Origin of the sequence: Actinoplanes aureus (assembly GCF_015704865.1) — a bacterium.
Lineage (GTDB): Bacteria > Actinomycetota > Actinomycetes > Mycobacteriales > Micromonosporaceae > Actinoplanes > Actinoplanes aureus.
Genome location: NZ_JADQTO010000001.1, coordinates 422,267 through 447,081 on the forward strand (window position 1 = coordinate 422,267; position 24,815 = coordinate 447,081).

A 24,815-nucleotide genomic window follows, 5' to 3' on the forward strand; every position below is an offset into this window, starting at 1 on the left:
GTCGCGGTCCCGTCCGGTTCAGCTCGCCGGGTTGATCCGCCGCAGGGTCTCCGAGGGCTTCTCCTGGTACTTCTGGTAGTACTCGCGGGCGAAGCGTCCGAAGTGATGCAGCCCCCAGCGGGCGGCGACCTCACTGACGCGCTTGCGCTCGCTGGCCGGAGCCATGAGTTCGCTGCGCACCCGCTCGAATCGAACGTGCCGCAGGTAGGCGTGCGGGGTGAGCCCGAGCCGTCGCCGGAACTGCCGTTCCAGGGTGCGTACGCTCAGACCCGCCGCCCGGGCCAGTTCCGTCACCGTGTAGTCCCGCTGCGGATACGTGTCGATCAGCAGGATGGCGGTGTCCACGGGAGTGCGCTTCTTGCCGGCGGCCAGTTTGTACAGCACATCGCTGTAGGTGTTCGGCTGGGCGAGCAGGAGGCCGGTCATCAGCGCCCGCTCGATCTCCGCCGTCATCAGCGGATGATCGAGCATGCCGTCACCGGCGTCGGCCAGGTCGGCGAACGACCGCAGCACCCGGTACCAGTCCCGGGCCGCGCCCGAGGTCACGTCCATGGCCATCGCGAACTGCAGAGGACCAGGCGGCTGCGAGGTCAGCAGGCTCCGGCTGTGCGCGCGCAGGTTTCCGACGTCCAGGCTCACGACGAGTTGACCGCAGTCGGCGGTGCATCGCATGCTCACCGGCTCGTCCTGGGACAGCACCGCCGCCGCACCGGGTTCGATGACGAGGCGTTCCTTCGAGTCGTGCACGCTGGCGCGGCCGCTCAGCGGTACGTGGACGAGGTAGGACGGCCGGCCCGGCTCCAGCCGGACGTGCACGTCGGTCCCGAACGCCACGTAGCTGAGCATCACCGATCGGAACTGGTGGGTGTGCAGACGGATGTCGGTGCGGCGGTCGCCGCCGACGATCAACTTGTGCGGCCCCCACACGTTCTCGAGCTCACCGCTCGCCTGGGCCAGGTCGGATGTGTGAATCACTCGGTGGCGTCCGAGCAGCGAGTGCTCAAGGTCAACGGCCATACGTTCCCCCGTGAGAAGTGGTCGTCGGTACGCGTCTGTTGCGGAGAGGAGGCGCCTGCCAAGGACCACGCGGGCACTCGCTGCCCTACGAACGGTGAGGTGGACGTCTCCGTGGGCCGGCGCCGTGCTGACACCCGCGCTCGCCTTCGAACCGGAGGCTTTGAGTTCGTCGCGGAAGCGTGCTCAGGCACTCCGGCGCGGCGTCGTCATGAGCTATGAGAGAGGTGTTCAGCCCATCATGCGAAGCAGTCCGCACCGCTATGAATTGAGCTGCGCCAATCGTATGTTGGGCAAGCATTTACGTCAACAAGTTCTGTCGGCCATCATGCCCAATGACGCTTTCGCAGTTCTCGATCAATTCAAAGATTACTTTGTGCGCGGGCGGCTGCGACAAATCAACCGCGATTTATTTTCAGTCATCCCACAAAGGTCACTCAGTGCACCGGCGACACCGTCCACGCAAAGATCCCAGATGCCATGGCCTGCATCTACCGGCACGGTACCGGGACGCCACCGCTCGCCCAGCGTGACCGGTTCAGCCCAAGCCCTCGGCCGCCCGTACGCAGTGCCGCATACCCGCCGTAGTTGCCGTTTCCCGAGGGCCGCACCGTGCTGATACACGCCCCTTGACGTGCGATCACGTCCGTGGTTAGGCCTTTGATCGCACGATCGACGGCCGACCAGGCCCAATGCCGTCCGGACCGATCCCGGACAGCTCGCTCCGACCGCACCGGCGGTACGCACACCGGCCGCGCCACAAACAATAGGTATCGGAAATTTAAATAGACCTTCTTCAATTCGACAGAAAGATGGTAATCTTACTTCAGCCGCACCCGTGTTCTCTACCGACACGGGCATTGACAGGCATTCACTCACTTCCACTCACGTGAAGCGCGGACAGCCATCACGCATCGTCGAGGTGGCATTTCAAAGCTTATCCGTGGTTTCCACGGCCGGAGTCCCGGCGCTGTGACATTGCGGTATCGCGGCCCGGCGACTGTCGACCGGAGATGAGGCGCGCGCTTTTCCGCCGGCGTGCGGCGCACACCAGCCTTGTAACCGTTAGCGAAGGTAGGTAGCAGTGTCCGAGGATGTCGTTGCCAGAATGCTGATCGCGCTGACTCTGACCCTGGTGATGGCGCACGTCGTCGGGCACCTGTTCGCCCGCATGCGTCAACCGGCCGTCATCGGAGAGATCGCGGGCGGACTCCTGCTGGGCCCGACCGTACTCGGCCAGCTGGCGCCCGAGGTCCGCGCCTATCTGTTCACCGACTCGGGAGCCGTCGCCACGGTCCTCAACTCCACCACCCAACTCGGTGTGTTGTTCCTGCTGTTCCTCGCCGGCGCCGAGATACGCCCTCGCCCGCGCGGCCGGGAGGGCCGCACGGTGACCGTGATCGCCGTAGCCGGCCTGGTCCTCCCGTTCGCGGTGGGCGTCGGGGCAGTCCGGCTGTTCGACTCGGGGAGCCTGACCGGACCGACCGGAGACGACGTCACGCTCGCGTTGGTGATGGGCATCGCGGTGGCGGTGACGAGCGTTCCGGTGATCTCACGCATCATGATCGACCTCGGCATCATGCACACGGCTCTAGCCCGCGTAGTGCTGTCCGTGGCGATCATCGAGGACGTCGTACTGTACGTCGCGCTCGCCGTGGTGCTGGGCCTGGCGCAGGTGGGTTCAACCGACGAGTACGGCTTGATCGCGCTCGTCCCGACCGACTCCGTCCCGGCCCTGGCGGCGTACTATATCTCGGTCTCGCTGTTGTTCTTCCTGGTGTTCCTGACCCTCGGCCCGCGGCTGTTCCGCTGGCTCGCCGACCACCGGGCGAACGTGCTCGAACGACGCAGTCCCACAGCGTTCCGCCTGATCTTCCTGCTCGTCGTCGTCCTGCTCTGCGTTCTGCTCGGCATCAACTCGATCTTCGGTGCCCTGGTGGCCGGCAGCAGCGCGGCCCGCGGCGACGCCTTGCGAGCGCCGGACGGGTCAGCGCCCGAACGGGTCACGGAGCAGTCCCGGGCGTGGGGCACGCTGCGCCAGTTCTTCATGGCGTACTTCATCCCGCTCTACTTCGCCGGAGTCGGCCTCAGCCTGGACCTGGTGCGCCACTTCGACATCGTCTTCTTCGTGTTCTTCACGCTCCTGGCGTGCGTCGCCAAATTCGGCAGCGTCCTGACGGGCGCCCTGCTCGCCGGCGAGTCCCGCACCGAATCGGTGCACCTCGCCGTCGCGCTGAACGCCCGCGGCGGCCCCGGCATCGTCCTGGCCACCGTGACGTTCGCCGCGGGTGTCATCAGCGAGTCGTTCTACACCTCACTCGTCCTACTGTCGATCATCACCTCTCAGGTGGCCGGCACCTGGCTGGACCTGCGCTTCAAGGAGACCGCCGCCGCGCGCGAACGGACGGCCATGACTTCGGGCTAGGCAGCCTCCCGGGGTCAGGGTTGTTCGCTTTCTTTGGGTACGCGTTCATGCGGTGTCCTCCACGTTCCGCGCGAGCTGAGTGCCTGTGCCGGGCCTTACCGCGACCGCCGGGGCGGGGTGGGTGGTGGGGCCCGATCGCTTGCGGTTCGCAGGGCCGGCTGCGGCCGGCCAGCGGCCGGGTGCCCACTTGCGATTTCCCGAGGTCGCGCTGGGGCCGGGACGGGAAGCCGGGCTTGCGTTGGGAGGGCGGGGACGGGGTCGGCTTCGGTGGGACGGCGGTTGCGCGTACCCCGAAGGAGCTGGACCGGCAGGCAGAGGCCCGGTCTTGCTGGGCGTCACAGGTAGCGCGTGGCCGGCACGGCATGGCCGAGTTCGCTGGAGCGGGCTGACCAGGCGAGGCTCAGCGCGGCGGGCCAGCGGTTCGGTAGGGCGGCGCAGTGGTAGTACGCCGAGTCTGATCCGTCTGGGATGCGCAGCTCCACTTGGCACGCCTGGGTCTGTGGCCAGCTGGGGTGACCTTCGACGTCGACGGTCACCGTTGGCTGGCCGGCGTGGGTGCGCACGGTGTTCACCGCATCGGCCAGCATGGAGTGCAGGGCCGCGTCCGGGCGGTCGGTGCGGGCCACCACGTCGACCGCGAGACGGATGAGACGGGCGCGGCGCCACGGCCGGTCCAGGCCGGATGTGCGCGCGGATATTCGGCGGGCCGACGCCGCGTCCGCATACCGGAGGGCATGGGCGCCGGCGCGCTCCGCCAGGGTTGCCGCTAAGCCGGCAGTATCGTTCTGGGCCGTGCCGGCGAGCCAGGCGGCCCACGGCAGCAGTGCCATGCGGGCGGCCTCGCTGGACCGGTCGTTCACCCGACGTCCGATCAGTGCCAGCAGGGGATGCACATGGTCGGGCCGATCTGTCCATCGCCCGCCGGGCAGGCTGCTGGTGAACTCCATCAGGCAGGCGCCGCGGCGGGGGTGGGCGTGGGAACGCCGCGCCAGGACCGGTACATCGCTGATCACGGATCGGGACATCGTCGTCACCCCATGAGCAACTGCGGAGGGAAAGTTACTTATAGTTGCATCAAGTTGACTGAGAGCTATCTATCAAGGTCGCAAATTGTCGGCTGGTGCACGGTCAACACGACAGGTGCTCCGCTACCTGTTGCTGCCAAGCCGCCACGAACCTGTCTACGGACGGGAAGTCGCGCGGGTCGGTCACGACCCGCAGTGTCATCGCGGATCCGTCGAAGCGGGCCAGCGCGTTGACCGCGCACTTCGGTGCCAGCCAGCTCGGCAGCCACTCGGCGACCTGCCACGACGGCGGGCCGATCGGTGCGCGGCCCGCGACGTCCTCCAGCACCAGCACGCACCGGGCGGTGCCCGACCATCGCGACGGGACGGCTTCGGCCACCGCCAGTACGACGTCGTCGTACGGGACGCCGGCGTGGTCGAGGTCGCGCCACCACTGTGCCCGGAACGCCGTCCAGCTGTCGCCCGGTGTGGATCCCGGTACGGCCGCCGCACCGGACAGGACGGTGTTCATGAAGCAGCCCACCACGTCTTCCATCCCGTCCGGCCGGGCGCCCCACGGATAGATCACCGTGCTCGGTGCGCGATCCACCGCCTGTAGAGCCATGTGGGCGGCGGCGAGCAGGCGCGGGAAGAGCGTGGCGCGCACGGCCGGCGACGGCACGGCGACCGTGGCAACTTCGGCGGGGACGAACCGGCCGCCGTTCGGGTGCGCGACGCCGGCGGCGACCGGAGAGAGGGCGGCCGAGGAGGCGGCGGCGATCGGGCCCAGGCGCTCCACCCAGTAGGCGATGCCCTCCTCGGTGGCCGCCGCCTCCTCGACGGCCAGCCACCGCCAGACCGCCGCCCGATACTCCTGCCAGCCGGCCTCGCGCTCGGCCGGACTCGGCATGCGGGTGGATCCGAACAGATCACGGGTCGCGAGCCGCAACGAGGTCTCGTCCATCACGGCGTGGTCGAACATCAGCAGCAGCCGCAGATGTCCGGGCCCGTGCAGAAGAGCGGCGCGTACCGGCTCGGGCGCCTCCGCGGTCATCGCCGCGGTGAGCAGCGACCGGATCACCGACGCCTCGTCATCGGCATCGCCGACGTCCTGTTCGGACCACGGTACGTCGGCCTCCGGGAGCCAGCGCTGAGTGATCAACCCGGTGTCGGGGTCGTGGTCGACGATGCACCGCAGTGCCGGATGTCGCAGGGTCAGGCCCCGGACGCGGTCGCGCAGTTCGCCGGCGGACACCGTTCCGGGCTTCAGCGTGAACGCGTACGGAACCAGGGTCTGCTCGCCAGAGATCTTCGCGCCGATGACGAACCGGCGTTGCGCGCTGCCGGCCGGCAACGTCCGGCCGGCAGCGCGCTCGTCGCCGACGACCGAGGCGAAATGCTCGCGGTATTCCGCCGAGAGGCTCACCGCTCCCCCCGCCTGTCCAGGCCGGCACGCAGCGCCGCCCGATCGACCTTGCCGTTGCGGGTCAGCGGGATGCCGGGCACCTCGATCGTGGTGGCCGGAATCATCTGCGGCGGCAGCAGCGTCGCGAGGTCCGCGGCCAGCGTCCTGGTGGCACCCTCCCGGTCGGGAACGACGAATGCCACCAGGCTGCGGGCTGCGCCCTCGCCGTGCACCAGGACGACCGCCTCGCGTACCGACGTCAGCGTCGTCAGCGTGCCCTCGACCTCGCCGATCTCGATGCGAAAGCCACGGATCTTCACCTGGTCGTCGCTGCGCCCGACGAAGTCCAACAGGTGATCGCCGGTCCAGCGCACGTGGTCGCCGGTGCGGTACAGCCGGTCGCCGTCGCCCCCGGCGTGGGCGACGAACCGCGCGGCGGTCAGCGCCGGCTCGCCGCGATAGCCGATCGCGAGGCCGGGCCCTCCGACGTAGAGCTCGCCCACGACACCGGCCGGCACCGGTCGCAGCGCGTCGTCCATTACGTACGCGGAGGCCTTCCCGATGGGCCGCCCGATCGGGACACTCGTCGCCGCCGGCGGTACCGCACGGACCCGATGCACGGTGACGAACGTCGTCGCCTCGGTGGGCCCGTACACGTTGTGCAGCAGCGCCGGCGGTGCGGTGGCTAGCACGGCGCGCACCGCCTCCGGATGCATCGCCTCGCCGCCCACGAGCAGGTGCCGCAACGAGGCGAAGTTGCCGGGCGCAAGCCGGGCGTGGAGGTGGAACAGGGCCGCTGTCATGATCATCACGGTGATCCCGTGCTCGGCGAGGTACCGGCCGAGGGAGAAGGTGGACAGCAGCACGTCCCGCGGCACCACGTGCAGCACCGCGCCGTTGAGCAGGGCGCCCCAGATCTCGTACGTGGCGGCGTCGAACGCGATGTTGGACGCGAACGCCACGACGTCGCCCGGTCCGACCGCGACGTCCTCCTCGCCGGTGACCAGGTGGATCACCGCGCGGTGCGGCACCACCACGCCCTTCGGGCGGCCGGTCGAGCCGGAAGTGAACATGACGTACGCCGGGTCGTCCGCCCCGCTGACCGGGGCTCGCCACGCGGCTCCGCCGTGTTCCGGCCGCTCCCCTGCCCGCGACTCCAGCTCGTCCACGCAGAGCCAGCCCGGCTCCGGCTCCAGACCTCCGCCCACCAGAACGAGATCCGCACCCGCCCGCTCGACCAGGAGCCGCCGGCGCGCGACCGGGTCGGCCGGATCCAGCGGAAGGTACGCCGCCCCGGCCCGCAGCACCGCGAGCAGGACCGTCACCTGGGCGACCGAGCGCTCGGCCAGCACGCCCACCACGTCACCGCGGCCGACGCCCATGCTCCGCAGCCGCCGGGCGAGGCGGTCCGACCGCACGCACAGGTCGCGGTACGTGATCGTCTCCTCGGCGGACTCGATCGCCACGGCGTCCGGCCTCGCCAGCGCGACCCGGGCGACGATGTCCGGGATCGCGTCAAGGCTGTGCTCCGGTCGCGGGCGCACGTCAGGTCAGCCCTTCCGCGGCCGCCAGGATCAGCTTCTGGACCTCCGAGGTGCCCTCCACGATGCGGGTGGCCCGGACGTAGCGGTACAGGTACTCCATCGGGTGCCCGCGGACCCAGGCCGCGCCGCCGTGCACCTGGAAGATGCGGTCGACGGTGCGGCAGGCGCCCTCGCTGGCGACCAGCTTGGCCAGGGCCGCCTGCTCCAGCGCCTCGACGCCGTCGTCGATGTCCTGCGCCGCCGCGAACGTGAGCAGGCGGGCCGACTCCAGTGCCACCCGGCTGGACACGATGTGTTCCTGCACGTGCTGGTAGGTGCCGATCGGTGCGCCGAAGGAGTGCTTCGTGCGCGCGTACGAGACACCCAGCCGCAGCGCCCGGGCGGCGATGCCGTTGCACGTCGCGGCCACCACCACGCGCCCGCGGGTCAGGGCGCGCAGCGTCCAGTCCTGATGGGCGCCGATCGCGGCCTCCCCGCCCAGCAACGCCTCCGGGCCGACGTGCACGTCGTCGAGGACGACGTCGCAGAGCATCTCCGGGACGAGACCCGGACGTACGTTCTCCAGGCTGACACCCGGCGTGGCGGCGTCGACCACGAACACCGCCGGCTGGGCCGCGCCCTCACCCACCAGGCGCGCCACCACGAAGACCAGATCCGCCTGGTGCGCGTCGGTGACGTAGCATTTGCGGCCGCTGAGCCGCCAGCCGCCGTCCACGCGGGTCGCGGTGGTGGCCGAGCCCATGACGTCGGATCCGCCGCCCGGCTCGGTGGCCGCCAGGCAGCGGGTGGCCCGGCCCTCGACCAGCGGACGCAGGTACCGTTCGCGCTGGTCGCGGGTCGCCCAGAGCAGCAGCGGGCTGGGGCCGGCCGGTCCGCACAGAGCGATCGGGGCGAGCGGGCAACCGCACTCCTCCGCGTACTCGTGCATGAGGACCTTCGCCGCGAACGGATGACCGCGCCCGCCCACGTCCTCGGGGTACTCGCCGGCGTAGAAGCCGCGCTCCGCGGAACGGCGCCGGACGAAGGAGCGCACCTCCGGCGTGATGTCGTCGCCCGTCTCGGTATCGCTCTGCCGGGCGAGGGGCTCCAGCTCGGTCCGCACGAACGCGCGGAACTCGTCGAGCAGCGGCGCGTGCTCCGATGTGTACCGGGTGACCGGGCTCAGGCTCATGGCACGGGCTCCGGCCAATGGCTCACCGCCGCGGACAGCTCGCCGAGGGTGGGATGCCGGGTGAGCAGACCGAGCGGCAGCTCCTCGTCGAGCTCCTCGCTGAGCCGGCCGATCAGCGAGGCCGCCATCAGGGAGTTGCCGCCGGCCTCGAAGAAGTTCGTCCTCGGTTGCGCCGCCTCGGCACCGAGATGCTCGCTCCACGCGCGGTGGACCAGCACGGCGCGGCCGGACGTGTCATCCGTACCCATGATCAGCCTCCCCGCCCGACCGGTTCGAACGCCCGGTCGCTCAGCCGCCGGGCGACCCCGCGCGCGGTCGGCGCCTCGAACAGGTCCGCCATCCGTGGCCGGACACCGGTCTCCCGGTGCAGCCAGGTCACCAGGGCGGTCAGCATCAGCGAGTGTCCGCCGCTGACGAAGAAGTCGGCGTCCGCGTCGATGTCGTCCCTCCTGAGGACGGCACGGAAGCCGGCAAGCGTGGTCGCCAGCAGGCCGTCCGCCTCGGTCACCGCGGGGGCGGCCGGGGTGGCGGCGGGTGCGCCCAGGGCACGCAGCGCGGACAGGTCGACCTTGCCGCTGGGCAGTCGCGGCATCCGCGCCACGGCCGCCCACCGGCTGGGCAGCAGATACCGTGGCAGGTCACGGGCCAGTGCGGCGTTGAGGCCGCCCGCGACCAGCGGATCGCCGGTCTCCACGTAGCCGATGAGGCCCCGCACGACGCCGTCGTCCTCGTCGGGGAGCACCGCGACGTCGGCGCCGCCCGCCAGCCGGCGCGCGGCGAGCTCGATCTCCTCCGGCTCGATGCGGTGGCCGCGGACCTTCACCTGCCGGTCCGCGCGGCCGATGAAGCGCAGTACGCCGTCGCGGCCGGCGAAGCCGATATCCCCGGTACGGAAGAACCGCCCCGGAAGGTCCCCGATCCCGTCGACGTAGCGCCCGTCGGGGTCCCCGTCCAGGTAGGAGGCCCGCGAGCCCGGGCCACCGAGGGCGATCTCACCCGGCACGCCCGACGGCAGCACCTCGCCGTCCGGGCCGAGCACGACCACCACCACGCCCGGCAGCGGGCGGCCGATGGGCACCTCGTCGCCGTCCGGCATGTCGGCGACCCGGCACATGGTGGAGGTGATCGTGGACTCCGTGACGCCGTACGCGTTGACCAGGTCGACGCCCGGCAGGCCGGACAGAACGTCCCGGGCCAACCCGGTGGGCAACCGTTCGCCACCGACCACGACACACCTCAGCCGGTGGTCGCGACCGGTCAGGGCAGCGTGCAGATCGGGCAGGACGGAACCCACGTAGGCGGTGGGAAGGTTCAGCACCGAGAGGTCCCGGAGAACGACAAGCGCTGCGAGATCGGCCCCGTCCGGTACGGCAGTGCCCGGCTGGACGACGCAGGCGCCCGCGGCGAGCGCCGGCAGCACCTCCTCGAAGAAGACGTCGAAGGCCGGGTCGGCGAACTGCAGGACCCGGTCCGCCGGGGTCAGCTCCAGGAAGTCACGAACGCCGGCGACGGCGTTGTCCAGCGAGGCCCGGGGCACGAGCACCCGCTTGCGCCGGCCGCCGGTCCCGGAGGTGTGGATGAGGTACGCCGCACCCGGGTGGCGGTCGCGCTCAGCCGGATCCGCGGTGCCTGGTGCGTCCCCCGGCGCGGTCGCCCGCACACCGGCGTCGGCCAGGCCGCGCAACCGCCCGGGTTCGGCGATGAGGCACGCCGGGCGGAGCCGGCCGACGGCGTCCACGACGGCGTCGTCGTTCCAGGCCACCGGCAGCGGCGCGAACACGAACTCGCCGGCCAGGCAGGCGAGCACCAGCTCGACGGCCGGCACACCTCGGGGCAGCACCGCGGCCACGACGTCGCCCCGCTCCAGGCCCGCACGGCGGAGCTGCCGGCTCAGATCGTCGATGCGAGCCACCAGTTCGCCGTACGACAGGGTCTGCCGCCCGCTGATGAGGGCCGGTCGCTGCGGCCCGGCCGCGTGACCTCTGATCAGGTCGGTCAGCGGCCCGGTCGACGCCGCCGCGACCCCGGACAGGATCACCGGCGGATCGTCCGGCCCGCTCATCGGCAGCCGGCTGACCGGCGTGTCGGGCGCGTCGGCACACGCTTGCAGCAGGCTGCCGAACCGGTCGGCGAGCAGACCGATCGCCGCCTCGTCGAAGAACTCGGTGGAGTAGTCCCAGACGCAGAGCGCCCCGCCGTCGTCGTCGCCGACCGTCCGTGAGCCCGGCAGGATCACCACGTCGACATCAGCCGACCGGGAGGTGGACCAGTTGAGTCCTTCCACCAGCGACACCTCGAGCCCGGGCACGTCCACGTCCGGCAGGGCGGCGTCGTTCATGCTGAACATCGCGCGGAACAGCGGGTTGTCGAGCGCGCCGGAGCTGCGTCCCACGGCCCGGACGATCTGCTGGATCGGTGCGCCGCCGTGGTCCAGCGCGTCGAACAGCGCGGTCGTGAAGTGCAGCGCCAGCGACCGTGCGGTCCAACCGGGATCGGGCCGCGACCGGACCGGCAGCGTGTTGACGCACATGCCGACCATGCGCCGGTACGGCGGCGGCCGGTTCGCCACGGCCGAGCCCACGGTGACCTCCGAGCCGCCGCTGTGGCGCCGCGTCAGCTCCGCGAACACGCCGAAGAGCAGGGCGAAGAGCGTGCCGCGGCCGCTACGCGCCACCTCCGTCAGCCTGGTCACCAGCTCGGCGGGAAGCCGCCGGCGCAGCTGCGCGCCCCGATAGCCGTGCCGGGTGCCGACGCGATGTGCGAGACCGCGGAAGGCGAAGGCGCCGAGTTCGGCGCCCGCCAGGTGCTCGCGCCACCAGGTCAGGTCACGGTCGACCCTCGACCGGAAGCCGTCCGACGCGCAGTGTTCGACGTACTCGCGGTAGGACACCGCCGGCGCCAGGACCGGAGGACCGCCTTCGGCGAGCATCCGGTACGCGATGAGGAGGTCCTCGAGGAACACGGCGAACGAACGACCGTCGTGGATCAGATGATCCTCCACGTGCCACAGCCGGTGACGCTCCTCGGACAGCCGGACCAGACACCACCGGGCCAAGGGCGCCCGGCCGGTGTCGAACGGCGCCTCGCCGAAGGTCACGCCGAGCTCGGCCATGCGCTGCTCTGCCTCGGCGGGGGGCAGGTGGCTGAGGTCGATCTCGGTGACGACACTGTCGACGACGTCCATGATCCGCTGCGCCGGCGAACCGGTCGCGGTGTCATCGAGTGCGAGGCGCATCCCGTCGTGGTGTGCCACCACGACGGCGACCGCCCGTTTCAGCGCGCCGGTGTCCAGCCGTCCGCGCAGGTCCACCGCGACGACGGCGTTGTAGGCGGCGTCACCCGGCGCGATCTGATGGTGCAACCACACCAGTTCCTGCTGCGGAGACAATGGAAACATGGCTGCCCGATCCCCCCTTTTGTGCTACGTCGGCACCCTCCGGGCCATCGCCTCCGTGTATACCTACATGCTTTAACGATGGCAAGGAAAGAGCAGCAATTTATCCTATTCCCGGACTGCCAATTTATTTCGATGAACTTCAATGGATGCCGTATTCCGCACAGGCAATTGCCGGAATCCGCACAGCGCCCGGCCAAATCGGCCGATCACCGGCTGGTCTCCACGCCGGTGGGCCGGCCGACCGCCCTCAGTCCACTGCCGAACGTCGCCCCCAGGGACAGGACGAGCACCCAGGCCGCGAAGACGATCGACACGGTTCGAGGCGCGGCCGCGTTCAGCAACATCCCCGCGAGGGCGCCGCCGACGGGCGTGGTGGCCCAGACGACCAGGTTCAGGGTGGTGCCGACCCGGCCCAGAAGGTGGTCGGGCGTGGTCTCCAACTGGTAGCTGAGCGCGGCGACACCGATACACGGCAGGGTCATCGCGAACAGGCCGAACGCGGCGCCGATGATCAACAGGTTCCCGGCGAACGCCAGGACCGTCCAGAGCGCGCCCTGCAACCACAGCACCGACAGCAGCAGGCGGCCGAGCCCGAGGTGACGCTTGAGCCGCGGGGCGAGCAGGGCGCCGATGACGCCGCCGACGCCCAGCGCGGAGTACATCAGCCCGATCGTGGCCGAGGAGGCGCCGGCGTCGCGGGCGACGACGATCACCACCAGGGCGACGGCGGAGATGGCCACCTGGAGCAGGGCGACGACCACGACGATCACTCGCAGGACCGGCTGACGCACCACCCACCGGACGCCCTCGGCGACGTCCTGGCGCAGCGTCGTACGGGATCGGGGCTGGTCGTCCGGCCGGCGGAAGGGCCGGCGCACCAGCACTATGCAGATCGCCGAGCCGAGGAACGACACGGCGTCCACCAGGAACGGCAGACCGCGGGAGATCTGCAACAGGGCGCCGCCGATCGCTCCGGACACCACACCGACAGCCGACTGGGCCGTCTTCTGCGCCGACACGGCCGCGGTGAGCTGCTCCCGGCGGACGACGTTCGGCAGGCAGGCGCCCTCCGCCGCGTTGAAGAAGACGTAGAAGACGCCGCCGACGAAGCCGGTCACTATGAGATGCGCCGGCGTCAACCGCCACAGCAACAGCGCGGCCGGGATCGTCGCCATGTTCACCATGCGCCCGAGGTCGCACACGATCATCGTCCGCCGCCGGTCCCACCGGTCCACCAGGGCGCCGGCGAACAGCCCGAACAGCAGATATGGCAACGCTCGCACCGCGAGCAGCAGACCGGTCGCGGTCGGCGATCCGGTCAGGGTCAGCATCAACAACGGATAGGCCAGCTGCGATACGCCGTTGCCGAGCTCGGAGAGCGCCTGCCCGGTCCACACCAGCCGGAAATCCGCGTTTCGCCAGACCGAGGGAATCCCGACCGAGGTCACCCGACATCTCCCTCCTCCGAACAAGGTGAATCGATGCCGGTCACGGCCAGCTGTCGACGGCTGAGACCGGTTCGCCCAGCAGGTCGCGCAGCGTGGCCACGGTGAGGTCGCTGCGCGGCACCTTCGAGACCTCGATCGGCAGACGCACCAGACGGCAGAGGTCCGCGGCCACGGCGGGCGGGGCGCTCGCCGGGCTGTGCCGCCCGGCCAGAACGGTGACCGGGAAGTCGACGACGGGCACCGGCAGTTCCCGGGTGCCGAACATGAACCCGAACCAGGCCCGGTAGCGGTCCAGCAGGACGGTCGCGCAGAGTTCGAGGTCCTCGCCCTCCAGACCATCGGCCCGTAGGTGCGCCAGCACGTCGGCCCGCAGCGCCCCCAGCACGGCATCCCGGGAGATCTCCGGCGCCGCGCCGGTTGCGCCGAGCCCTTCGCGCACCTCCCGCACATCAGCCGCGATGTGCTCGTCGGTCAGCCAGGCCGGCTCCACCAGCACGCTCGCCGGCCGCTGGCCCAGGCGGCGCAACTCGGCGACCAGCAGCAGGCTGAGCGCGGCGGCGCTGCAGAAGCCGACCACCATCACCGGCTCGATGTTCCGGCGCCGCAGCTCGGCCGCGTAGCCGCCGGCGAGATCGGCCATGCCGAGCCCGGCCGGCGTGACGGACATCGCGGCGACCGGGTCGGCGAGGTAGACGCTGTGCCCCGCCATACTCCGGGCAAGCACCTTTGCCACCGTCTCGTCGTCGGAGAATTGGGCGAAGTCGACCGCGACGATTGCGGGTCCGGCGACGTCGGTCAATTGCTCGATCACGGCTCCCATAACGACACGTTAGCGCCTTCCGCGCCGCTGTCATAGCGGGCCCGGTACGGGGAAAACGCGATATCCGTACTTGGTCATCGGGGTATCCGGAATTGGTCATTGCGCCGCCGAAGAATGCATTGACGCACGCCGTCGGTAAATGTCAGGCTGGGTTCCGCGCACCGACGACATAGGGGGAAGCCGATGTATGAACCGGTGGCGATCATCGGCTTCGGACTGCGCCTGCCGGGCGCCTCCAGCGGCACCGAATTCTGGAACAATCTCGTCGCCGGACGGGAGTCGTTGACCCGGTTCACCGCCGCGGAACTGACCGCCGCCGGAGCCGACCCGCGGTCCGTCGAGGACGACAGCTACGTACCGGTGCGCGGTGTGGTGCCGTTCGTCGCCGACCTGGACATCGGCTTCTTCGGGCTGGCGCCGCTGGAGGCCCGGATCACCGATCCGCAGCACCGGGTCTTCCTGGAGTGTGCGTACGAGGCTCTCGAGACGGCGGGGTACGCGGGCGAGACGCCGTACCGGATCGGCGTGTTCGCGGGGGCCGGCGTCGACACGTACCTGCCACGGCACGTCGCGCCGCATCCCGAGGTGATCCGGTCAGCCGGTCAGATGGCGATGAACATCGCCCATGAGAAGGACTACCTGGCCACCAGGGTGGCGTACCGGCTCGGGCTGACCGGGCCCGCGCTGAGTGTGCAGACGGCCTGCTCGACCTCGCTCGCCGCGGTGCACCTGGCGGCGCGTGCGCTGGGCAACGCCGAGGCCGACATCATGCTCGCCGGCGGGGTCACCATCGACCTGCCACAGGCGGCCGGATACTTCTACCGCCCGCACGACATCCTCTCGCCGGACGGCCATTGCCGGACGTTCGACGCCCGCGCGTGCGGCACGGTCCCCGGCAACGGCGCCGCCGTGGTGGTGCTCAAACGGCTGGAGGACGCGCTTCGCGACGACGACGTCGTCTACGCCGTGCTGGCCGGCTCGGCGGTCAACAACGACGGTCCGCGCAAGGCCGGATACACCACGCCCAGCGTGCCGGGTCAAACGGACGTGATCCGGGCCGCGCTGGACGCGGCGCGGCTTTCACCGGGCGCCGTGCAGTACATCGAGACACACGGGACCGCCACGGAGGTCGGCGACACCACCGAGGTGGAAAGCCTGCGTGAGGTCTTCGGTGAGGCGCCCGGCTCACGGGTGCTCGGTGCGCTGAAGCCCAACATCGGCCACGTCGACACCGCCGCCGGTGCGGCCGGCCTCATCAAGGCGGCACTGGCACTGCACCACGGGCACCTGCCGCCGACCATCAACTTCAGCACCCCGAACCCGGCGCTGAAGCTCGAGGACGGACGGTTCGAGGTACTCGCTTCCGGCCGGCGCTGGGATGCCGCCGACGGGCAACGGGTGTGCGGTGTCAGCTCGTTCGGTATCGGCGGCACCAACGCCCACGTGGTCCTGGTCGAGGCGCCGGCCCGCCGGCCCCGGCTCCGTACGTCGGCGGACCCGGCGATCGTGCCGATCTCCGCCCGCACGGCGACCGCGACCAGCGCCGTCGCCGTCCGGTTGCTCGGCATGGCGGCCGCCGGCGACAGCCGCCCGGCACCCGGTGGCCCGGCGACGCTCGCCGACATCGCCTTCACCCTGCAGCGCGGGCGGCCGGCATGGGAACACCGGGCCGCCAGCGTGATCGGAGATCTCACCGAGCTGTCCGCGACCGACTTCGGCCTGCCGGTGCGCACCCGCCCGGACACCGCACCGGTCTTCCTCTTCAGCGGCACCTCACGCCGCTCCGCCGGCGCCGCGGCCGGTCTCGCCGACCGGTTCCCGGTCTTCGACGAGGCGGTACGCGAGTGCGACGCCGCCCTCCGCCCGGCACTCGGTGTGGACTTCGTGAACCTCGTCCGGCACGGCGGCGAACCGGCCTCCTTCCCGCAGGCGCAGGCGCTGATCTTCACGTTGCAGTGCGCCATGGCTCGCCTGCTGGATTCCTTCGGCATCGAACCGGCCAACGTGCTGGGCCACAGTCTCGGCGAGTACGCGGCCGCCTGGTACGCCGGCGGCATCTCGCTGGCGGACGCCGCGCGGCTGGTGGTGGCCCGCTCGGAGATCGGCGGCCGCGTACCCGACGGCATGCTCGCCGCCTTCGCCGCGCCAGACGTCGTCACACCCCTGCTCACCGCGGACCTCAGCATCGCCGCCGTCAACGGGCCCTCGTCGCTGGCCGTGTCGGGACCGCCGACGTCGCTCGCCGCGCTGGCGCAACGGTTGCAGACCGCCGGCCACAAGGCGCACCTTCTCGCGCACATCGAGGGCGCCTTCCACTCCCCGCGCGTCGACCCGGTCCTGGACCAGTTCCGCGCCCACACCGACGAGGTCGCACACCACCCGCTACGGGTACCGATGATCTCCACGGTCACCGGCGGGACGATTCCGGCCGGTGCCCGCCTGGACGGTGGCTACTGGGTCCGGCACCTCCGGCAGCCGGTGCGATTCCAGCAAGCCGGCACACGTCTTATCGAAGAGACCGGTGCCGCGCTGGTCCCGATCGAGCTCGGCCCGGGGACGATGCTGACCCAGCTGCTGGCCACGCTGGACACCGACGGCGTCGTGTCGCCGGTTGCGGCGCTGCCGGCCGCTCCCGGCGAGATCGATCCGGTCCGGGGCCTGCTGCAGGCCGTGGCCGACGTCTGGTGCGCCGGGGTCGCGGTGCGCTGGGACTCGCCGGGCCTCCAGCGCGGCGGCCGGCGGACGCCCCTGCCGACCTATCCCTTCGAGCGCACCCGGCACTGGCTCGACCCGGTCTCCCCCGAGGCTGTGCCTGAGCAGCAGCCGCCGCCCCTGGAGCTGGAGCCGGAGCCGGCCGCGGTCGAGACCGACGCCGTGCCCCCGGCGGACGACGACACCCAGGTGGTCGCCGTCCTGACAACCATCTGGCGCGACCTGCTGGGCGTTCAGGAGATCGCTGCGGAGGACACGTTCTTCAGCCTGGGCGGCCAGTCGCTCGCGGCGGTACGGCTGATCGCCGCGGTGAAGCAGAGGTTCGGCGTGACCGTGCCGCTCGCAGCCGTCCTGCGTGATCCCACCATCGCCGGGATGACAGCCGCGGTGCAGAGCAAACGCCGCGAGACCGGGGCGCTGATGGACAGCAGGTGACCAGCCCGCCGTGCGCACGCCTTCTCTGGACGGGCATCGGAGATAGCGCGAGCGCGCCCTACCGGCCGAAAGCCGATCCGGCAGGGCGCGCTCGTGTGTGGTTCCCGGTGGAACCGGTGCGACAGGTCAACGGGTGACGACCGTGCTGACGATCTTGTCGGCGAGGGTCTGCTTCTTGGCGTCCCAGAGCGGGAACAGGTAGCCGATGTTGCAGATGATGGAGTCGACGACGTGGGCGAGGTCGCGGAGGAAGGCCTTGCCGCCTCCGACCGGCTGCCCGTCACTGATGTTGACGAGCCGGATGCCGAGGACCTTGCGGCCCCAGCTCTGTCCGGTCTTGCCGGCCAGGTACCAGCGGTTGTAGCCGTGCACGACCACGCCCAGCAGAACGAAGATGGGGTACAACGCGTTCATGGTGGTCTGGCCGGTCACCTCATCCGTTCCCTGGCCGAGGAACAATCCGATGAGGCTGAACGGCAGGACGCAGAGTCCGTCGATCAGGTAGGCCCCGACGCGCTGGCCCCAGCCGGCATAGGCGGCGACCATCGTGGGGGGACGACCAGGGGGCGCGGGTTGGCGAGCACACCTCCGGCGCGCAGCGCCACAAGAGCGCCCGACGCGACGGTGAGTGCCGCCAGCCCGAAGATCAGAGGATTCGCGTGGAACGCCGCGCCGAACTGACCGCGCACGAACGCGACCGCAGCGGTCGTCATGCCGCAGGCGGGGCACGGCACACTGCTTGATCTTGGAAGTTCGAAGATCATAAAGGTGTCGCGGGCGGCTGCGCGCGCCGCTCGGGGCTGGAACTTTCCGGTGGGTGCGGGAGCGGCGCGCGCCGAGCGGCCGGCGGATCGCGGCGGCTTCTGATCAGCCGCCCTGTCGGGCGGCGCACATGCGGAATCAGGGCGGGATAGACCGGACCAAACGTGTACGCGAGCCGCCGGGTCAACAGATTCCCGATTTCTCGGCCTCTACCGCCGCCCCGAGATTCAAACGATGACCACGTTCATGCCTGAAGGCGGTCATGACAAAACGCGGTCACCAGCCCACGGTGAGAAGTGGCTACGTCGATCGCGAGACTGTACGCAGGTGCAGGAAGACGACCGACACCACCGCAGTGGCCGCGGCCAAGCCGGCGAGGAGCATGAGCGTTCCGACCCCGTACAGGCCGGTCGTGTCTCTGCTCGCAGCGTCCACGGTCCAAACGGCGGTGAATGCCAGGGTGAGCGCGGCCGAGGTCGACACCGGCCGCAGACGAAGCATCAAGGCCCCGAGCAACAACACCAGCAGCGACAGCGCGCAGCCGGCTACCTGCCATACCTCGTACGGTCCGCTTGCCACGCCAGTGCGCGGGTCGACTTGGTACTCATGATCCCATCCCAGCCACGCGAACCAGAGCAGCACCGCAAGTCCCGCGACAGCGACGACACCGACCACCTGCCACGGGTAGGCGCGATACCGGGACGAGAACACGGCCGAGCTCATGCCGAAAAGCGTACGGGGTCGAGTCGATGCCTGACGCGTTCTGCGACGCTGACCGGAATCGCCGGCTGTACGCATCCGCCTCTGCCGCTGTCCGTGCGCGCTGGCGACTCCGGTCACTAAGATCAGGCACCCGCGTCCGACGAGGATCGGCGAGGGAGGTCCGGACGCGGGATGGCAGGTGTCGAGGTGCGGATTGCGAGTGTGAACGCCTGGGGTGGCGCGCTCTGCGACGAGCTCGTCACCTGGCTACCGAGTAGCCGAGCGGACATCGTCTGCCTGCAGGAAGTGACGCGGACCCCCGGGCTGGCCGGATGGACCCGCTTCGACGACGGTGAACGAGCTCTGCCGCAACGTGCTGATCTTTTGGATGATGTTCGCGTCGCCCTGCCGCGCCATCAGTCGTTCTTCGTGACCAGCGACTCCGGTCCGGTTTATGACGACAAGGGTGACCGCCATCGGCAGGACTTCGGATTGGCGACCCTGGTCGGACAACATCTACCGGTCTGCGGTGTCGACTCCACCTTCGTGCATGGGCAGTTCGCCGACCATGATGAGTGGACGATCGCGGACCGACCTCGTATCGCCCTGGCCGTGCGTACGGTAGACCGCGTCGCCGGCAAGTCGGTATGGGTCGTGCAGATGCACGGGCTACGCGACCCGCTGGGCAAGGGTGACACCCCCGCACGGCGCCGGCAGGCTGAGCGGCTTGCGGAGCTCGTTCGCCGGGTACGCGGTCCTCGCGACTTGGTGGTGGTCTGCGGGGACTTCAACCTGCTGCCCGACAGCGAAACGTTCGGCGTGCTGGCCGAGCTCGGTCTTACCGACCTGGTCGGCACGGCTGACACCCGGTCTTCTCAGTACCTTAAGCCGGTGCGACATGCGAGCTACCTGCTGGTCTCCGACGTCGCCGCTGTCAAGCGGTTCGAGATCGTGGCCAGGCCGGAGGTCTCGGATCACCGTGCGTTGGTTCTAGACATATAGCCGTCCAAAGCACCAGCACCAGTGACCGTCACCGCCCCCGCTACCAGATGATGATGCCTCCGTGTATCGACCTGGCGTGCTCCACAGCGCGCCGCATGTTGGTCAGGTAATGAAGGACGCGATCCGTGTCGTATCCAGTCGCGGCGGACAACTGCTCGACGTTCGCGGTCAGCAGTACGCACTCCTGCTCGAAGGCGTCGATCTCGCTGGGCGGGACCTGGAGATTCCCGCGGTTCTCGACCGTAATCTCAGCGAGTTGCGGCAGCAGCGCCGCACCGAGACGCCGAGCGGCTGCGGAACCCCACAGTTGATAGCGAAGGCTTTCAGCTCCTACGCCAGTACTGGCGCCCGGCGGAGCCGGGACAACGTTCCGGCCGGCATAGGCGTCGTTGTCCGGGATCCAGACGGCAATATCCAGGCTCATCCCCACACTCCCGCGCCACCTCGAATGACGGCCACTGTAGCCATGACTCAGAAGCCCTGATCTGCCGCTGATCGTGCGGGTCGCGGCGCTGTCCCTCGCCGTAGACCGCGTCGAAGGCTCGGTCAGGGCCTGCCGGTCGGCGAACATGGTGTTGAGCAGGTGCACCCAGGGCCGCGGGTCGTTCGGCATGGCCAGTTCCATCACCCGCTGGCCGACCTGTGCAGCGGCTGCGGACAGCTCGCGAAAGTTGGCGAACTGCTCGCGGGAGGGTCCGCGACGCGGGCGCGCCGCCGCGGGATCGGCGTCGGCGAGGCCTACACCGAGCTCGAGCGGGACGCCTGGATCATGCTCGCCGCGCAGGTTCCGCTCAGCATCGACTCCGTGGTCGCTGAGAAGAACCGCCAGCTGGACGAGGACCCGGACATGACGCGGCTCTATCGCCTTGTCGGCTCCGCGCCGGCTTGGCCGCCGAACGATCCGCGAGTCGTCGAACTCGCCGACGTCGTCGAGCATCTCCGCATCCAGTAAGTCCAGTCGCGCAGAGTCGATCGCACGGCTTCACTACAGTGTGGTCATGATCGACGAGGGTTCGCGCTGGTTTGGGCTCTTCGTGACGGCCTTCGTCGTACTGATTCCGACCGCTATGGGCGTCGGCATGATTACCGCTGCCGTTCGCCGCTGGCGGCAAGCCCGCTACCTGGCCGAGGCCGGCCGGCGGACCAAGGCAGTCGTGGTGGAGAACCAGCAGCGGTCTGGATCCGAGGGCCGGATCACGTTCATCCCGGTCGTCCGGTTCGTCACCGCCGCCGGACAGGAGATCCGCACCCCGGTCGAGGACCTGGGCGGCTACGACTCCCACTTGACCGGCGCCGAGTACGAGATCGTCTATGACCCCGACCGTCCGCAGACCGCGATGGCCCCCACCAGCGGCACCGGCGGCGTTGTCGGCGCGGTGATCTTCGCCTTGGTCTGCTTCGGCCTCGCCGCCGCAGCGCTCTTCCTGTCCGGCTCGTTCCTGCTCGACACCAACCCGTTCACCCCCGGCTTCTCCTCAGACTGGCCCTGATGTCCCTTGCCACTGAGGTGTGTGTCTGTCGTGTCAGCGAACCTTGTCCCAGGTGTCCGCTGGTCCGAGAGCGAAGTGGGTTCGTGCGGTCTTGCGTAAGAGCAGGACCACAGGCGCCGGCATGATCTTGTAGCCAGGTGTCAGCAGGTGGCGTCACACTGCTGCTGAATCGCCCGTCTGCTCCCCGCCCACCAGCGGAATGCCGAGTTCAGCGTAGATCGCTAGAGCTTGTTGCCAGTGCACTCGTGCGTCGGGGTGCCCGAGCGCTGTCATGCACCGGCTGATCCCGTTGTGAGCGTGCGCCCTCGCCACGCGGTATTCAACATTTGTCGTGATCTCAAGCGTTCGGCGGTAGTGCGTAAGCGCAACTTCGTAGTCATGGATGTCGTTGTGGATCTCACCCAGCACATTGTGTGTCTCGGCTAGATCCACCGGGTCGGCGATGTCGTGGAGGATGGCGAGTGCCTCGTTCGCGTGTTTCAGTGCCGCGTGCGGCTGGCCGGATCTTCGAGTCGCCTCTGCGAGCCGGTGCAGATAGTCGGCTTCGAAGCGCCGGTCCTCACCCTGTCGGGCAAGGTCCACGCTCTGGCTGAGCAGCCGGATCGCGGTGTCGTGTTCACCCAACTGGCTGTGGGCGGTGCCCCGTCGGCTCAGAACGGCGCTCGCCTGTCTCAGGTTCGCGAACCCGTCGAGGGAGAGCGCTGCCTGATCCGCGGCCTCGATCGCCTCACGATCGCGTCCCAGTCGACTCAGAGCATCCATGAGCACCGTCAAGGCCACCGCTTCACGCCACAGATCGCCCTGCTCACGATAGACCTCGATACTCCGGGTGGCGTATATGACGGCATCGGTGAACGACCCGATGAGGTTGCTCAGGTCAGCCTTGTGAATCAGCGAGCGGGCGATGCCGTCGCGATCGCCCGAGTGAGCGGCAATGGCTGTGCCTTGATTGAGGAAGTCGAGTGCAAGCCGGTACTGGCCCAGCACCTTGTGCATCAAGGAGACGTCCAATAGGCAGGCGGACTTCACCGCGGACGGGGTCTCGGTCCCGCATGCGGCCAGCGCCATCTTGAACACCTCCAGGCTCGCTGAGTGCTGGCCGTTTTCGTAGAGGAGCGAGCCCACGTTGCGGGGAAGCTGCCAGCCGTCATCGCCGGTCCGATGATGCGCCGCGAGCCGGGCAGCAGCCAGGAGGTTGGCATGTTCGGCGTTGACCCACGACCGGACTTCTGAGGTCTTGGAGAGCTGAGGGACAGCGGCTGGCCGGTATCGAGGGTTTGCGCCGAGGCGCGGACGCCTAGGATTGTCCAGTTCTGTGGCAATTTGAGTGACGTGAAGGTAATAATCCAGAAGGCGGTCGCGTGCGGCCGACCGTTGCGAAATCGGCTCGTCAGCTTCGACGATGGCCCGGGCGAAGTCGCGCACCAGGTCATGCAGACGGTACCGGCCAGGCAGATGCGCGATCAGCAGGTGCATGTCGCACAGCGCGTCGAGCATGTGCTCCGTCTCGTCTGCGGGCAGGCCGGCCAGCGCCGCCGCGGCGAAGACATCGATGTCCGCGCCCGGATGCAAGCCAAGCAAACGGAACATGCGCTGCTCAGCACTGACAAGGTGCTGATATGACAGGGCGAAAGCGGCGGTGATGCCCCGGTCGTCCGACTGCAGCAACTCCGTCCTGCCATGGTCGTCGGTCAGCCGCTCGACCAGGTCGGACACCCTCCATTGCGGACGTGCGCGTAACCGGGCGGCAGCGATGCTTATCGCGAGCGGCAGATGGCCGCAAAGCTGGACCGCCTTGATGACTGCCACTGGCTCGGCCTCGCAACGGTCCGGCCCGGCGACCGCACGGAACAAGACAACTGCGTCATCCGGCGGCAGAGTGTCCAGCGACAGCACCTCCGCACTATTCAGTCCGGCCAATCGGCGCCTGCTCGTGATCATGACGGCACAACTGGCTGAACCCGGCAAGAGCGGCTTGATCTGGACGGAATCCAACGCGTTGTCGAGGACCACCAAGACGCGCCGTCCGGCGAGCTCCCCCCGCCACATCGCGGCCTTCTCATCCAGGTCCTTCGGGATCCGGGCGTCGGGAACCCCAACGGCGCGCAGCAGCACGTTGAGGGCCTCGTCGGCCGTCAATGGCTCGCGGCCGGCGGTGTGCCCATGCAGGTCTATGAACAGCTGGCCATCATCGAACCGCCCGGCGAGACGGTGTGCCACATGCACCGCCATGGCCGTCTTGCCGACGCCGGACATTCCGTCGATAGCCTGGATCACTGTCACGCCGCCGCTGTCCGCGACAGACATGAGCTGGTCCAGTTCGGCCAATCGGCCGGTGAAATGCCCAACGTCTCGTGGCAGATAGTTGCGCGTTAGCCAAGCCTCAGGCCGAGGATTCAGCGCCGGGTCAGCGGCCAGGATCCGGTGATACTGGCTTTGCAGTTCAGGACCTGGGTCCACCCCCAGGTCCTCGGCTATCGTGTGGCGGATCCGCTGGTAGCAAACCAGCGACTCCGCGGTCCGCCCGGTACGGTACAGCGCCAGCATCAGCAGGCCGGCCAGCGGTTCACACAGCGGATACCGATCGAGTTCGGCGCTCAGCTCATCGGCGACGGCACCATGCGATCCAAGCTCGAGAGAGATCTCGGCCCACGCTATGACTGCCGACAACCGCCTTTCCTCGAGCTGTCCCGAGGCAGTCGATACGGTTCTGCCGCCGACGTCCGCAAGAGCGGGACCACGCCAGATCGCCAGTCCTGCCCGCAGTCTCTCGGCTGCGTGCACCAGATCCCGACGGGTCCGGGCCGCATGCGCCTCGGCCAGGCAATGTTCAAAACGCCCGGCATCCACGTGCTCAGCCGGGACTTGTAACACGTACCCGGGACCTACCGCCGCCAGCGTCGCACCCATAGGCGTACGCCGCAGCGCGGACACCGCATTCTGGACCTGCTTGCGGGCCGTGACCGGAGGCTCGCCATCCCATACGGCGTCCACCAATTGACCCAGCGAAACCACCCGGCCGGCATTGAGTGCCAGAGTCGCGACAACACGCCGCTGCTTCGCCCCGCCGATCGCAACCTGCCTGCCGTTATGCCGGACTTCGAGCGGCCCCAGGATCCCGAACTCCATGCCGCGCCCTCACCCTCATCAATCTCCCGCGCAGTGTACGAGGAACGGCCCGGGCCAGAGAGGACCGACCGAGGACGAAACGATGACGGCGTTGGTCACGATGGCACGTACGGGCGAAGTCGACGCCCGCCATGACCTGCGACGCGCACCGGAGCCGGAGTCATCGGGGGCTCATTTCGTCGGCGGGATCCGGCGAACTGGGTTAGGCATCCGGAGCACGAGGCAGGAAGCTGTGCGGAGCGCTGTCGACGGCAAATCGGCGTCGGTGCTCAAGTCTCGCGTCAACCGCCAGAACCCCCGTGGTCTGCATACCGCAAACCACGGGGCCCGAACGGCGAGCGGCTGACCGGCTTCG

The 24,815-nt window shown here is 69.4% G+C and carries 18 protein-coding genes; 4 read left to right on the plus strand and 14 right to left on the minus strand.

Going from position 1 to position 24,815, the window contains the following annotated elements; translation table 11 throughout:
• Nucleotides 1-18: 18 nt before the first annotated feature.
• Nucleotides 19-975 carry an AraC family transcriptional regulator gene (locus tag I4J89_RS01900; protein ID WP_196412023.1) on the minus strand — a complete coding sequence of 319 codons (957 nt, stop codon included), beginning with the start codon at nucleotides 973-975 and terminating at the stop codon, nucleotides 19-21.
• A 1,147-nt stretch (nucleotides 976-2,122) separates the two neighbouring features.
• Between I4J89_RS01900 and I4J89_RS01905 the strand changes: the two genes are divergently transcribed.
• A complete protein-coding gene (locus I4J89_RS01905; protein ID WP_196412024.1) occupies nucleotides 2,123-3,439 on the plus strand; it encodes a cation:proton antiporter in 1,317 nt (438 codons plus the stop codon).
• Nucleotides 3,440-3,774: 335 nt separating this feature from the next.
• On the opposite strand, the gene I4J89_RS01910 is transcribed toward I4J89_RS01905, so the two are convergent.
• From I4J89_RS01910 to I4J89_RS01945, 8 genes are all read right to left on the minus strand, one after another.
• Nucleotides 3,775-4,464, minus strand: coding sequence for a hypothetical protein (locus I4J89_RS01910; protein WP_196412025.1), 690 nt, complete (start codon nucleotides 4,462-4,464; stop codon nucleotides 3,775-3,777).
• A 103-nt stretch (nucleotides 4,465-4,567) separates the two neighbouring features.
• Nucleotides 4,568-5,869, minus strand: coding sequence for a condensation domain-containing protein (locus I4J89_RS01915; protein WP_196412026.1), 1,302 nt, complete (start codon nucleotides 5,867-5,869; stop codon nucleotides 4,568-4,570).
• Nucleotides 5,866-7,392, minus strand: a complete 1,527-nt coding sequence (locus I4J89_RS01920; RefSeq protein ID WP_196412027.1) for an amino acid adenylation domain-containing protein — start codon at nucleotides 7,390-7,392, stop codon at nucleotides 5,866-5,868. Before I4J89_RS01920 ends, I4J89_RS01915 begins: the two co-directional genes overlap by 4 nt.
• 1 nt (nucleotide 7,393) lies before the next feature.
• Nucleotides 7,394-8,563 carry an acyl-CoA dehydrogenase family protein gene (locus I4J89_RS01925; RefSeq protein ID WP_196412028.1) on the minus strand — a complete coding sequence of 390 codons (1,170 nt, stop codon included), beginning with the start codon at nucleotides 8,561-8,563 and terminating at the stop codon, nucleotides 7,394-7,396.
• Nucleotides 8,560-8,811 carry an acyl carrier protein gene (locus I4J89_RS01930; protein ID WP_196412029.1) on the minus strand — a complete coding sequence of 84 codons (252 nt, stop codon included), beginning with the start codon at nucleotides 8,809-8,811 and terminating at the stop codon, nucleotides 8,560-8,562. The genes I4J89_RS01925 and I4J89_RS01930 overlap by 4 nt, the downstream gene beginning before the upstream one ends.
• Nucleotides 8,812-8,813: 2 nt before the next feature.
• Nucleotides 8,814-11,960, minus strand: a complete 3,147-nt coding sequence (locus I4J89_RS01935) for a condensation domain-containing protein (RefSeq protein ID WP_196412030.1) — start codon at nucleotides 11,958-11,960, stop codon at nucleotides 8,814-8,816.
• Nucleotides 11,961-12,166: 206 nt separating this feature from the next.
• The gene (locus tag I4J89_RS01940) at nucleotides 12,167-13,408 is read right to left on the minus strand and encodes an MFS transporter (RefSeq protein WP_196412031.1); all 1,242 of its coding nucleotides are present in this window, start codon (nucleotides 13,406-13,408) and stop codon (nucleotides 12,167-12,169) included.
• A gap of 40 nt (nucleotides 13,409-13,448) precedes the next feature.
• A complete protein-coding gene (locus I4J89_RS01945) occupies nucleotides 13,449-14,228 on the minus strand; it encodes a hypothetical protein (RefSeq protein ID WP_196412032.1) in 780 nt (259 codons plus the stop codon).
• Between the two features lie 183 nt (nucleotides 14,229-14,411).
• Here I4J89_RS01945 and I4J89_RS01950 point away from each other — a divergent pair, with 183 nt between their 5' ends.
• Complete coding sequence (locus tag I4J89_RS01950) at nucleotides 14,412-17,375, plus strand: type I polyketide synthase (protein WP_196412033.1); 2,964 nt, start codon at nucleotides 14,412-14,414, stop codon at nucleotides 17,373-17,375.
• A gap of 126 nt (nucleotides 17,376-17,501) precedes the next feature.
• Here I4J89_RS01950 and I4J89_RS01955 read toward each other — a convergent pair whose 3' ends face one another.
• The 3 genes from I4J89_RS01955 to I4J89_RS01965 form a co-directional block, all read right to left on the minus strand.
• Nucleotides 17,502-17,921: an RDD family protein gene (locus I4J89_RS01955; RefSeq protein ID WP_196412034.1), complete on the minus strand. Its 420-nt coding sequence runs from the start codon at nucleotides 17,919-17,921 to the stop codon at nucleotides 17,502-17,504.
• Entirely contained in the window at nucleotides 17,873-18,139 is a 267-nt protein-coding gene (locus I4J89_RS01960) for a DUF2752 domain-containing protein (RefSeq protein ID WP_196412035.1), read from the minus strand. Before I4J89_RS01960 ends, I4J89_RS01955 begins: the two co-directional genes overlap by 49 nt.
• A 298-nt stretch (nucleotides 18,140-18,437) precedes the next feature.
• Entirely contained in the window at nucleotides 18,438-18,860 is a 423-nt protein-coding gene (locus I4J89_RS01965) for a hypothetical protein (RefSeq protein ID WP_196412036.1), read from the minus strand.
• Nucleotides 18,861-19,031: 171 nt separating this feature from the next.
• Between I4J89_RS01965 and I4J89_RS01970 the strand changes: the two genes are divergently transcribed.
• Complete coding sequence (locus tag I4J89_RS01970; protein ID WP_230858170.1) at nucleotides 19,032-19,841, plus strand: endonuclease/exonuclease/phosphatase family protein; 810 nt, start codon at nucleotides 19,032-19,034, stop codon at nucleotides 19,839-19,841.
• Between the two features lie 40 nt (nucleotides 19,842-19,881).
• Here the strand turns inward: I4J89_RS01970 and I4J89_RS49195 are convergent, their stop codons facing one another.
• Nucleotides 19,882-20,778 (minus strand): hypothetical protein, encoded by an 897-nt coding sequence (locus I4J89_RS49195; protein WP_230858171.1) that lies wholly within the window; start codon nucleotides 20,776-20,778, stop codon nucleotides 19,882-19,884.
• Between the two features lie 61 nt (nucleotides 20,779-20,839).
• Here I4J89_RS49195 and I4J89_RS01980 point away from each other — a divergent pair, with 61 nt between their 5' ends.
• Nucleotides 20,840-21,331 carry a DUF3592 domain-containing protein gene (locus I4J89_RS01980; protein ID WP_196412037.1) on the plus strand — a complete coding sequence of 164 codons (492 nt, stop codon included), beginning with the start codon at nucleotides 20,840-20,842 and terminating at the stop codon, nucleotides 21,329-21,331.
• 153 nt (nucleotides 21,332-21,484) lie between these two features.
• On the opposite strand, the gene I4J89_RS01985 is transcribed toward I4J89_RS01980, so the two are convergent.
• The gene (locus I4J89_RS01985) at nucleotides 21,485-24,460 is read right to left on the minus strand and encodes an AfsR/SARP family transcriptional regulator (RefSeq protein ID WP_196412038.1); all 2,976 of its coding nucleotides are present in this window, start codon (nucleotides 24,458-24,460) and stop codon (nucleotides 21,485-21,487) included.
• Nucleotides 24,461-24,815 lie beyond the last annotated feature (355 nt).